The sequence below is a fragment of the Nostoc sp. genome, from assembly GCF_036917775.1.
Taxonomy (GTDB): Bacteria; Cyanobacteriota; Cyanobacteriia; order Cyanobacteriales; family Nostocaceae; genus Nostoc.
The window spans coordinates 20,545-31,845 of sequence record NZ_JBALEQ010000056.1 but is presented as its reverse complement, the minus strand read 5'-3'; the positions used below and the strand labels follow the sequence as shown (position 1 = coordinate 31,845).

General features: G+C 39.2%; 12 protein-coding genes. 5 read left to right on the top strand and 7 right to left on the bottom strand.

Features of this window, described 5'->3' with window-relative positions; genetic code table 11:
* Window positions 1-776 precede the first annotated feature (776 nt).
* The gene (locus V7K69_RS09330; RefSeq protein WP_335033541.1) at window positions 777-1,199 is read left to right on the top strand and encodes a response regulator; all 423 of its coding nucleotides are present in this window, start codon (window positions 777-779) and stop codon (window positions 1,197-1,199) included.
* A gap of 21 nt (window positions 1,200-1,220) precedes the next feature.
* On the opposite strand, the gene V7K69_RS09325 is transcribed toward V7K69_RS09330, so the two are convergent.
* Window positions 1,221-1,400, bottom strand: coding sequence for a hypothetical protein (locus V7K69_RS09325; RefSeq protein ID WP_335033539.1), 180 nt, complete (start codon window positions 1,398-1,400; stop codon window positions 1,221-1,223).
* A 630-nt stretch (window positions 1,401-2,030) separates the two neighbouring features.
* Here V7K69_RS09325 and uvrC point away from each other — a divergent pair.
* Entirely contained in the window at window positions 2,031-3,908 is a 1,878-nt protein-coding gene (gene uvrC, locus V7K69_RS09320; RefSeq protein WP_335033537.1) for an excinuclease ABC subunit UvrC, read from the top strand.
* Between the two features lie 702 nt (window positions 3,909-4,610).
* Window positions 4,611-4,790 (top strand): replication restart DNA helicase PriA, encoded by a 180-nt coding sequence (locus tag V7K69_RS09315; protein WP_109011310.1) that lies wholly within the window; start codon window positions 4,611-4,613, stop codon window positions 4,788-4,790.
* A 78-nt stretch (window positions 4,791-4,868) separates the two neighbouring features.
* Here the strand turns inward: V7K69_RS09315 and V7K69_RS09310 are convergent, their stop codons facing one another.
* From V7K69_RS09310 to lgt, 6 genes are all read right to left on the bottom strand, one after another.
* Window positions 4,869-5,342 (bottom strand): hypothetical protein, encoded by a 474-nt coding sequence (locus V7K69_RS09310; protein WP_335033532.1) that lies wholly within the window; start codon window positions 5,340-5,342, stop codon window positions 4,869-4,871.
* Window positions 5,343-5,905: 563 nt separating this feature from the next.
* Window positions 5,906-7,000: a 23S rRNA (adenine(2503)-C(2))-methyltransferase RlmN gene (rlmN, locus tag V7K69_RS09305; protein ID WP_335033530.1), complete on the bottom strand. Its 1,095-nt coding sequence runs from the start codon at window positions 6,998-7,000 to the stop codon at window positions 5,906-5,908.
* Window positions 7,001-7,079: 79 nt separating this feature from the next.
* Window positions 7,080-7,433, bottom strand: a complete 354-nt coding sequence (locus tag V7K69_RS09300; RefSeq protein WP_335033528.1) for a phenylpyruvate tautomerase MIF-related protein — start codon at window positions 7,431-7,433, stop codon at window positions 7,080-7,082.
* Between the two features lie 112 nt (window positions 7,434-7,545).
* Window positions 7,546-7,962: a hypothetical protein gene (locus V7K69_RS09295; RefSeq protein WP_335033526.1), complete on the bottom strand. Its 417-nt coding sequence runs from the start codon at window positions 7,960-7,962 to the stop codon at window positions 7,546-7,548.
* Between the two features lie 22 nt (window positions 7,963-7,984).
* Complete coding sequence (gene cobM / locus V7K69_RS09290; protein WP_335033524.1) at window positions 7,985-8,803, bottom strand: precorrin-4 C(11)-methyltransferase; 819 nt, start codon at window positions 8,801-8,803, stop codon at window positions 7,985-7,987.
* Window positions 8,804-9,011: 208 nt separating this feature from the next.
* A complete protein-coding gene (gene lgt, locus V7K69_RS09285) occupies window positions 9,012-9,887 on the bottom strand; it encodes a prolipoprotein diacylglyceryl transferase (RefSeq protein WP_335033522.1) in 876 nt (291 codons plus the stop codon).
* 263 nt (window positions 9,888-10,150) lie between these two features.
* Here lgt and coaD point away from each other — a divergent pair, with 263 nt between their 5' ends.
* Window positions 10,151-10,702, top strand: coding sequence for a pantetheine-phosphate adenylyltransferase (gene coaD, locus V7K69_RS09280; RefSeq protein ID WP_335033519.1), 552 nt, complete (start codon window positions 10,151-10,153; stop codon window positions 10,700-10,702).
* The gene (locus V7K69_RS09275; protein WP_335033516.1) at window positions 10,612-11,280 is read left to right on the top strand and encodes a DivIVA domain-containing protein; all 669 of its coding nucleotides are present in this window, start codon (window positions 10,612-10,614) and stop codon (window positions 11,278-11,280) included. Before coaD ends, V7K69_RS09275 begins: the two co-directional genes overlap by 91 nt.
* Window positions 11,281-11,301 lie beyond the last annotated feature (21 nt).

The following is an 11,301-nucleotide window of genomic DNA, read 5'->3' as shown; positions in this document are numbered from 1 at the left end:
TTAGTTGTACGTGAGCATATTTTTGCAAACCTTAGCAGTCATGGCATTATCTAGACTCCATAGATGATGTTTTTTGTCAATGCGTAAGTCCTAGTTATATATCAATACGCTTGGGTGAAGCAAAGCGCAATCCAACAAAGCTATGAAAATGTTGGGTTTCGTTGCTCAAACGCCACTTGCTTCTCCCTTGGTGCTAGCCTCTCCCTTTGGGAGAAGGGGAGACCGCGAACAAGTCGGGAAACCGCAAAGGCGTAGTGACTCCTCAACCTATACAAATTAAGGTTTTTGGCGCTAACTGAACTATATTGAGTTATATATTTTTAATAAAATTTACAAAAAATGAATCGTTTGTAAGAGTCTATATATTTATGTCCTTACCAACTTATTTATAACAGCAATTTCGTATAGTTGTATTATTTTAACCTCAAATCCAGATAAAACCTGTTCTATGAATGGCAAGTAGCCTATTATTACTTCTAGTATTACTTAAGTAATTTCACCCATAAAAATTGGTAACTTGACTTTTGAAAATCAGTCTTTTATTTAATACTATAAATTGTAAAAAACTCGTAAAGAAAAGCTTAATAATTGATTAATATTATATTTCATCATACTATTATTAAGTATTGGAGTATAGTTAAATATGATTTATTAATATCTTTGACTACATTACATAAGTCAATTTTCTATTAATTTTACAGTTTAAATGTACTACCGTTTTAGTTTATGGTAATAATTGTTGGTTTTTACTTAAAATAATCAGATAATAAGTAGCAATGACAGCACAATTCTTCAATATAGATCAGCCATTGCGTTCACACAAAGTTAGACGAATTTTGCTAGTTGAAGACCATTATCTCAATAGATTGTTACTGAGTGACTATCTAAGTTACTCTGGGTACGATGTCCAAAGCTTATCTGAAGGTTCTACTTTTTTCTCGACTATAGATAAATTTAAACCAGATTTAATGTTATTAGATTTAAAGTTACCAGATATTGACGGTTATTCGCTCTTAAAACAAGTCCAGCAAAAACCTGATTTGTCAAAAATACCTATCATTGTGGTTTCCGCTTTTGCTTTTAAAGCAGATCAAGAATTAGCTATGAGTTTAGGCGCACGCCGATATTTTGTCAAACCTCTAAAACTCAAGGAGCTTATACTTACAATTGAAGAAGAGTTGACTTTTTACCACAGATAGAGTTTTTTACTTTGCATACCTTTATTCGGCTTTTTGCTCTTCAATGAACTCTTCAACTTGCTGACTAATATGTTGTACAGAAGTACCAATTTTTAAAATTTTATTTTGTACTTGTGCTAACAGCAAAACTGCGGTTTGCAGCTCATTGAGCGTTTCAGCCATAGCTTCACGGTACTGGGCTTCAAAGTCCTGTAGGTTCATAGTTTAACTGTTACCTTAACTATTATCATAACTATATTTATAATGATAATCGTAAATATAACTTTCTAAATCCGTTAAATCGCTTAATATGATAATTTAAATTGATCATCAAAATTACTGTTTATTGGTAATTAATGTAGCTGCCATTTTTATAAGCATATATCTGAATATCTATTAAGTTTAACTAAGAATATATAAAGCTAATAACTCAATAAAATAAAGTTTTAAATAATAAAACACTATCTATATTAGAATATTAATTCTAGCTTGAAAAAGCTAAGTTTTGATTCTGACAGTAACAGATGATAAATAAGATAATAGCTACAAAAACTCTTATCCGCTCCAAAATTATGATATGTGCAGCAAGGCATCTAGTAACCTGTGGTGGAAGTTACTTACCTTGATTTACAAGTAGATTTTGCCCCAAGTCTTTTTGGTGGCAGGATTTACGCCAGCTCCCTCGTAAACCAAGCAACCTGCGGGTACTCCGTTGCATAACTCGTAGGTAGCCGCAGAAGTATCTATAGACTAAAAATATCTTTACTTTATATTTAATTGATAATTACTCTATGAAATCGGCACGAAAAAAGAATTTTTCTTAAAATAGAGAAAGATTACCTAATTTTGGTTGTGACAATATCTACTCAAATACTACCACTGGTTAAAGAGCCGGAACGACTGGAAAATCGTCTAGCCGAAATTCCACCGGAACCGGGGGTTTATTTCATGCGGGACAACAGCGATCGCATTATATATATAGGTAAGTCACGTAAATTGCGATCGCGTGTTCGTTCCTATTTCCGCGATGGCTACAACAAAACTGAACGCATCGCTACGATGGTTAAGTTGGTGACAGAAATTGAATTCATCGTCACTGATACTGAAGCGGAAGCTTTAGCGCTAGAAGCCAATTTGATCAAGCAGCACCAGCCATATTTCAACGTGCTGCTCAAAGATGATAAAAAATATCCCTATCTCTGCATTACTTGGTCAGAAGATTATCCGCGAATTTTTATTACCCGTAAACGTCAATTCGGCAAAGAAAAAGATAAATTTTACGGGCCTTATACTGATGCTGGTTTATTACGAGAGATTGTCCGTATCTGCAAGCGCATCTTCCCACAGCGACAACGCCCTCAACCACTTTTCAAAGACCGTCCGTGCTTAAATTATGATTTAGGGCGTTGTCCAGGTGTGTGTCAAAAGCTGACTTCACCAGAAGAATATCGCAAAATTGTGCAAAAAATAGCGATGGTATTCCAAGGGCGAACTCAGGAACTGATTGATATTTTGACTCAACAGATGAATACAGCAGCTGAAGACTTGAACTTTGAGTCAGCAGCACGGATTCGCGATCAAATTTCTGGGTTAAAGTCGCTGACTGCTGACCAAAAGGTATCCTTACCAGATGATACAGTTTCACGGGATGCGATCGCACTGGCAGCTAACGAAGAACACGCCTGTATTCAACTATTCCAGATTCGCGCTGGACAATTGGTAGGACGTTTGGCTTTTGTAGCGGATGCTCATGCAGAACCAGGAGCCATTTTACAACGAGCTTTAGAGGAGCATTACCAAACTGCTGACTCAGTAGAAATACCCTTAGAAATTCTGGTACAGCATGATTTACCAGATGCGGAAATATTGGCGGATGTCTTAACTCAACGTAAAGGCAAAAAAGTCACAATTTTGACTCCTTTACGCCAAACTAAGGCAGAATTAATTGAGATGGTAGAGCGAAATGCCCAGTATGAATTGCAAAGAATGCAGAAATTTGGCGATCGCAATCACCAATCAATGCAAGATTTAGCAGCTATTCTCGATTTACCAGATGTACCCCACCGTATTGAAGGTTATGACATTTCCCATATTCAAGGGTCAAATGCTGTAGCTTCCCAAGTTGTGTTTATCGACGGTTTACCCGCTAAACAGCATTATCGCCACTACAAAATTAAAAATCCCACGGTGACGGCGGGACATTCAGATGATTTTGCTAGTCTTGCTGAAGTTATTGGGCGACGCTTCCGTAAGTATGCCGAAGATCCACAGTTGTCACGTTTGGGTAATCCAGATTGGCCTGATTTAATCATGATTGATGGTGGTAAAGGTCAGTTATCTTCAGTTATTGCTGTTTTGCAAGAGATGAATTTATTAGAAGACTTGCGAGTTGTGAGTTTAGCAAAGCAGCGAGAAGAGATTTTTTTACCGGGAGAATCTAAACCCTTGTCAACTGATGCAGAACAACCAGGGGTGCAATTGTTGCGACGGTTGCGAGATGAAGCGCATCGGTTTGCAGTGACTTTCCATCGTCAGCAACGCAGTGATAAATTGAAGCGATCGCGTTTAGATGAAATTCCTGGCTTAGGACATCATCGACAAAAGCAGCTACTAGGGCATTTTCGCTCAGTTGATTATATTCGCCAAGCAACAACCCCACAACTTGCTGAAGTTCCAGGAATTGGGCCGCGTTTAGCTCAAGAAATTTACGATTATTTTCATCCTGCTTGAGAATACTAACAGCCTGTCAAATTTTAATTGATGGGTAAAAAATTTTGTAGTAAATAATTGAGTGTTTAGAAAATAAGATCCAAAAACGCGATAAATCGCCGTCTCTACAAAGGACTGATTATTGTAAAGACGGCGATTTATCGCGTCTCTTCCCTTAACCGAACCTTATTAGTTCCATTCTCACAGAGAATTTAGTTAAGGTTATCTGCGAAAATTTAAGATGTGTAAATACCTTAAATTTACGGTATCTGATCAGTATGCTAATTTTGATTAAATTATTTCACTAGATTTTAACCTTATAAATCTTGTTAGCAAAGATTAACTAAATCTTAAGATAGAAATTTTGTTACTAAATATACAGTAATTTATTGGTTTTAATTTTTGAATACAAGAACGGCTTTTTTTGTATTAGTCTGAAATGACTATAAATAAGGCACTCTCAAGGTATTCTTCATAGGGATCAGTAAATCACTAAGCGGGATTTAATTAAAAAATAATTTATGTATCTAAAGTAGGAGGGTAATATCACTTAAATTCTAGGATAATATACAAAGATATCGAAAAGTTTTCAAACCTGAAATTTTGTTTAAAATAATCAGCCAATATTAAGGTTGTTTGTTAAGTTGGGTCAAACCAAAATTATTGCTACTTTAACTGGCAGTCTTCTCAAATAAAAAATAAATTACAACCAGGGGTTTTAAAATGCAGACAGTACAAAAGATTTACTGCCCAAATTGCGGCTGCCAAGCAGAACGTTATTATATTTCTGATAGTCAATTAACTCGAACACAATGCTCTAGTTGTGATTACTTGATGATTAGCTGTACTCGTACTGGCAAAGTCATTGAGGCGTATGCACCAGGAATTTATGCACGGCGCTAGATAATAAAAATTAAAAATTGGAGAATGTTTTCTCTAATTTTTAATAATAAAGTCACTTTCTGATAAATTCTGAAAGCTTTACAAGTTTTTATTCTGTTGTCTGAGTTGTTGCTGTCGTCTCTGTTCTTGTAATCTAAATTCTTGCTGTTGTCTAATTTGTTGATCTTGTCTGAGTTGTTGATCTTGTATTCTCAGTTGTTGCTGTCGGGAGAATTCTTGCTGTTGTATTCTCAGTTGGTCTTGTTGTAGTCTAAATTGTTGCTGGCGGAGCATTTCTTGGCGTTGTCGTGTAAATTCTTGCTGTTGTATTGTCTGTTGCTGTTGTAGTAGTTGTGGTTGTTGAAGGTTTAGCCGTAGCCATGTTTCCTTCATTCGTTCTTGTGTTTGCTGATTTTGCTCTGCTTGTTGTTGTCTGATTCTTTCTTGAAATGAATCTTGTGTCTGGGGATTCGTCTGAATTATTTGTGCATTAGCAGGAAAACTAATCGATAAAGCTTTTGCAAGCACAATCAATACTAGCCATGCTTTAAATAGCGACAAGCGATTTAACATATAGTTATTTCCTCAATTGTTATAGGTTGGATTTAGCGATCGCTAAACCCTTAAAATTTCAACACAATTACCCTATACAAGATAAATAGAGGGGCTTGGAATAGTTCACTAAAGCTAATATTTTATTTACCGTTATGGGTTTACGGGATACTTGCGGCTGACTACGCCAACATTCTTCATTCGGTGGCGTGTTCTAAATATTAGTGCGTTGGGAATAAGCTTGCTAAATCAAGGTTATATCTAGTACATTATGTTGATTTTGCATAAAACTCTCGCTTTTCAGATATTCATCACTAATTAAATTATACATTCAAATTTTTTACATGGGTTGCCGGATTTCCGTAATCCATCTACTTGGTACAGTTAAAGTTATAAAGCTTTTCAAGTAATTGAACTACATTATTTTCTGTTCTCTATCGCTCGTCGTAGTCTAAATAGCTGAAAACTTTTATAAAAAAGAATTTCAAGCGATTTTACACCATAGATAAACAGAGATAATTTGTTAGATATATCTGTGTTTATCTGCGGTTTCATATTCATTCATAGAATTGACTGCAACAAGTTTAATTTTTACTTGCTCTCAATTGTCCACAAGCAGCATCGGCTTCTAAACCACGAGAATAACGCACACTAACAGCAGTATTTTGTTGCTTAAGGACGTTGACAAATGCTTCAATGCGATCGCGGTTGGGGCGTTTGTAGTCTACTTCTTGGATGGGGTTGTAAGGAATCAAATTCACATGACATTGAAATCCTCGCATACATTTTGAAAGTTCTAATGCGTGTTCTGGTAAATCGTTGACACCAGCCAAGAGAACATATTCAAAGGTAACGCGCCGTCCAGTGATTTCTACATATTCTCGACATTCAGCCAACAACTCTTCTAGAGGATAGGCGCGGGCGCTGGGGATGAGTTTTTCTCGCAGCGCTTGGTTGGGTGCGTGGAGACTCACAGCCAGAGTGATTTGCAAATTATTTTGCGCGAACTGACGAATGCGATCGCGAATCCCAACTGTAGAAACTGTAAGCGATCGCTGTCCGATACCAATATCTTGATTTAGAGATTTCAGCGCTGCTAAGACATTCTCAGTATTCAACAACGGTTCACCTAGTCCCATGAACACGACATTGCTAACCCGTTGCTGAAAATCTTCTTGCACAGTTAAGACCTGATCGATAATTTCATGCCGTGCTAGATTGCGCTTATAGCCTCCCTTACCAGTAGCGCAGAAATCACACGCCATAGGGCAACCCACCTGAGTAGAGACGCAAACAGTCAGACGGGCTTTTGGGCCTTCTCCCCTTTCTGCGAAGGTGGGGATACCAACAGTTTCAATAATTTGGCCGTCTGTTAATCGTAAAAGATATTTGACTGTGCCATCGGGAGCTACAGAGCGGTAGTGTAAAGTTGAGCGCCCAACGGGGACTTCTGCTACTTCCGCACGCCATTGCTTAGAGAAGACAGAAATATCAGCTAGCGATCGCACTCCCTTATCGTAGATCCATTCATGCAGTTGCTTTCCTCTGTAAGCAGGTTGTCCTTGTTGCTGCACCCAAGCGCTTAACTCCGCCAGAGAAGCACCGAGAAGGGGAGGGATTAATTCTGATTTTTCTGGGTTGTGTGAGTCAACCTGAGATACAAGAGGCGTAGCAGACATAAAAAAATCAAGAGTTGATGTAGGATCTCTATCCTACACCTGCCAGATAAAGTTAGCCTTGACCAAAGAAGACAGGGAATTAACCAAAGGTTGTGCCGTTCCAGCCCCACATTGCACCCTTAGCGTCTGCAAACTCGATGTAAATCCGATTTTTCGGCACACCTAGAGTTTGGTTAATCTGCTGGCAAAAGTCTTGACTCATCGCTGCGGTTTGATCTGGCTTCATTGTGCCAATACTCTTAATTTCAATGTAGCAAACCGGTTCTGTATTTCCTGCAAAAGTCATAGGAATTTCTGGCTCAAAAGCAGTCATTACATAAGATTCTGGTTTTCCCAAATGTTTCGCTAACTTGGCAGATAGATTTAAAAGCATTGACTCAATTTCAGCTTTTTGAGGAGCAGATACAGAAGTTTGCACTTTAATTAATGGCATAGTACCGAATTAGAATTTTGGATTTTATTACACTGTTAAGTTTATCTAAAAGTAGAGTACAGTTTAATATGCTAAAAGTTTTTGCTAATAAGAATTTAAGCGTATTTTTTCCCTAGTTGCAGATAGATTTTTTAATACTACTGCCAATAACGTTAACCTCAAAGGTTATACCTGACTTTCTAGGCAACCATCCTATTTCCATAGCTTGTTTTATCCATGACGCTACGTCTTTTGGTGTTACTGCGGTTATTTCATACCTCCGCTCAATACTCCAAGCCCTAATCTCTCCCGATCCATCTTGAGGTTGTATTGGCACTAGTTCGCTATTAATGAGGCTGTACCCTTGTGGATGAAACCTATCAGTAATAATCACTAATACTGAGCCTGGCTCAGTAGCGTGTTCTACGGCAACATGGAGATGTTCTTCAGGATAGTCTGCTTGAGAGTTAGTAGCTTGTCTTCGGATTAACCAGATGAATGGTTCTCCATCAACTATTATTTTTCTGGTACCTTTTTTCGGTATTGACATCTCTGTTGCTATATTTCTTGGACTACTCTGAGCGAAATAGGTGATTATGTTCGGGATGATATAAACGCGATCGCCCTTCTGTTGTCGTTAGTGCTGGACTAATTATATAAAGCGTAGTACGAATTAGTTTTTCTTTATGAGTACATTCCGCCATTTCATTCAGAGGGACAACCTTAATTTTTTCATCAGGCCATCCGATGCGAAAGCAAATTGCAATGAGGGTTTCGGCTGGGTAATGTTCGAGTAGTTTAACTTGAGCATTTTCGACGTGACGCGCACTTAGATATAGACAGAGACTAGCCTGATGTGCTGCAAGAGTAGCTAATTCTTCATTGGCGGGGACTTCTGTACGTCCCCTGATGCGGGTCAAAATGATAGTTTGGACTAAACCGGGCACAGTTAGTTCTACTTTGAGTTTGGCAGCAGCAGCTTGAAAAGCGCTGATACCAGGTATGACTTCAAAAGGAATATTTGCCTCAGCGAGGAGGTGCATTTGCTCGTGGATGGCGCTGTAGAGACTAGGGTCGCCAGAATGGAGACGGACTAGAGATTTTTGCTGCGATCGCACCCTATCGATCATAATCGGCAAAATCTCTTCTAAAGTCTGATTCGCAGTTCTAATTATCTCCGCATCTTTTCGGCAAAGTTCTAAAATCTGTTCGGGTATTAGAGAATCAGCAAATAAAATCACATCAGCAACAGCCAGTAGTTTCTGCGCCTTCACCGTCAATAAATCTGGATCTCCAGGGCCTGCTCCGACAATATACACAGATGGTTCTATGGCATATAGTGTTTTTTTATAACTCAGGTTTTCTGTATATTCACTTTTAGAAGAACCCACGGCAATCCCTCAAAAAACTTTTTTGATATTTTCTCAGTATCTTTCCGGATTCACCCTCTTTCCTTAGTAGAGAGTAATGGTAGATGCACCCTGGTTAAGCCCTAGAAAATATTCTGGGGCATTTTTTATTTTTGGGAATTGGGAATTGGGCATTAGTTATTATTCTTTCTTCCTCTGCTTCCCCTGCCCCCTCTGCTCCCTCATCCCCTCATCCCCTCATCTCTCCATTCCCCTTCGGAGTAGGCACTACATCGGGTAAAGGGCGTTTGAGTAAGTAAAGCCAAGCTAATCCAACTAATCCAAATAAAATTCCTAGACTGCTGACTACTTGTGCCATTCGTAATGGCCCTAGCATCAAGCTATCAGTACGGAAACCTTCAATCCACAAGCGCCCCAAGCTGTAGGCTGGCCAGTAAACTAAAAACAGAGTGCCTACCTTTAAACGTGGCTTACCGGATAAAGACCGGAAAAACAACGTTATGAGTAGCGTAAACACCATTAAATTCCACAGAGATTCATACAAAAAGGTGGGATGGAAATAATCGAAACTAGCATATTCTAAAGGACGATGGTCTGGTGGAATATACAGCTTCCAGGGTAAATCAGTAGGATCGCCAAAAGCTTCAGAATTAAAGAAATTGCCCCAACGTCCGATCGCCTGCCCTAAAATCAGCGAAGGCGCTACTAAATCTGCCAGCTGCCAGAAAGAAACCTGCTTGATTTTGGCAAAGATTAACGCAGCCAAAACGCCACCAATAATTGCTCCATGAATGGCAATACCTCCTTCCCAGATAGCAAAGATTTTTCCTGGAGTTGGGGCATATTTTGACCATTCAAAGAAAACATAATATAGCCGTGCGCCGGGAATTGCCCCAATCAACAACCAAAAAAACAAATCGCCTAGCAACTCAGGATTAACATTACGGCGCTTTGCCAATTCTTGAGAAAGGATTACGCCAATTAAAACTGCTGTGGCAATCAATAAGCCATACCATCGGATACTTAGTGGCCCTAATTTCACCAGAATGGGCCCTGGAGAAGTAAATTGAAACGCCAAGAACAAGGCGGAAAAATCCAGTGCCATAAAAAATTACCTAGACAAGTTCGTTAACTACCCGCGCACTTTGCTAAGTACGGAGTTTTTTACATCTCGAATACTGAAACTACACTTAAAATTCAGCATCCATATTTAGGAGTCTAATTCCTAACGCCTAGTTGAGCATAACTTGTGTCACAAAAACAATTGAGTTTACCATTCTTGCTCAGAGCGCAAGATGGTAGATTTGAGTAAGTTACACAAAAGAGTTTCGATATAATCACCTAAACAACTTTGATATATCTAAAATTGTGATTGCTATTTATCCTGGTAGCTTCGACCCCATCACCTTGGGACACCTTGACCTCATTCAGCGTGGTTGTCGCCTGTTTGAGCGGGTAATTGTCGCTGTACTGCGGAACCCAAACAAAACGCCACTTTTTAGCGTGCAGCAACGGTTAGAGCAGATCCGTCTTTCTACACAACATCTACCTAATGTAGAAGTAGACAGTTTTGATGGTCTTACCGTAAACTATGCCCAAATGCGACACGCACAAGTTTTGCTTCGGGGTTTACGGGCTGTGTCAGATTTTGAAGTGGAACTGCAAATGGCTCACACCAATAAAACTCTTTCTACCCAAATAGAAACAGTTTTTCTAGCAACCTCAAATGAGTATAGTTTTTTAAGTAGTAGTGTGGTAAGAGAGATTGCAAGGTTTGGCGGCTCTATCGATCATCTCGTTCCCCCACACATTGCCCTAGATATATACCAATGCTACAATCACAACTCTCCAATGTTGAACCCAATCTCAACGGAAGCAATCCCCCCCCTGAAGAATATGTCGGTGGAGAGGGAAGCATAGATATTCAGCAGGAACTCAACCGCCTAGAGGAAATAGTTCTCTCTAGTCTCAGGATTCCTCTGACGGGACGCACTCTCATAGATGAAGAAAAGCTGCTGGAACAGCTTGATTACATCCGGCTTGCTTTACCATCGCTTTTTCAAGAAGCAGCAGCCATCCTTGAGCAAAAGGATGAAATTCTGTTAGAAGCGGAAGAGTATGGACAGCAGGTTGTTGAGGCCGCACAAGCAAAAAGAGCGCAAATCTTAGCTGAAAGCGATATTATTCAACAAGCTGAACAAGAAGCCGAACAACTGCGGCGACAAGTGCAACAAGAGTGTGAGGGAATAATGCAAGAAACCCTCACCGAGATTGAGCGCAAGCGGTATGCTTGTCAGCAAGAGTTAGAGCTTATGAGACAAACTGCGATCGCTCAGGCTCAAGATATTGAAGATGGTGCCGATCAATATGCTGATGGCATTTTGGGTAATATCGAACAGGATCTCAAAGATATGTTGCGAATTGTCACCAATGGACGACAACAATTGCAAATTGATAACCTCACGCAGCGCAATTCACCTCCCGGTAAAAAAAGATAGAGGTTCTAACAAGAGATGAGG

Bases quoted from the DNA above. Each gene is read 5' to 3' on its own strand.
- V7K69_RS09295 (WP_335033526.1), bottom strand. From the start codon at position 7,962: ATGTCAATACCGAAAAAAGGTACCAGAAAAATAATAGTTGATGGAGAA.
- lgt (WP_335033522.1), bottom strand. From the start codon at position 9,887: ATGGCACTGGATTTTTCCGCCTTGTTCTTGGCGTTTCAATTTACTTCT.
- V7K69_RS09275 (WP_335033516.1), top strand. From the start codon at position 10,612: ATGCTACAATCACAACTCTCCAATGTTGAACCCAATCTCAACGGAAGC.
- rlmN (WP_335033530.1), bottom strand. From the start codon at position 7,000: ATGTCTGCTACGCCTCTTGTATCTCAGGTTGACTCACACAACCCAGAA.
- V7K69_RS09330 (WP_335033541.1), top strand. From the start codon at position 777: ATGACAGCACAATTCTTCAATATAGATCAGCCATTGCGTTCACACAAA.
- V7K69_RS09315 (WP_109011310.1), top strand. From the start codon at position 4,611: ATGCAGACAGTACAAAAGATTTACTGCCCAAATTGCGGCTGCCAAGCA.
- V7K69_RS09310 (WP_335033532.1), bottom strand. From the start codon at position 5,342: ATGTTAAATCGCTTGTCGCTATTTAAAGCATGGCTAGTATTGATTGTG.
- V7K69_RS09325 (WP_335033539.1), bottom strand. From the start codon at position 1,400: ATGAACCTACAGGACTTTGAAGCCCAGTACCGTGAAGCTATGGCTGAA.
- V7K69_RS09300 (WP_335033528.1), bottom strand. From the start codon at position 7,433: ATGCCATTAATTAAAGTGCAAACTTCTGTATCTGCTCCTCAAAAAGCT.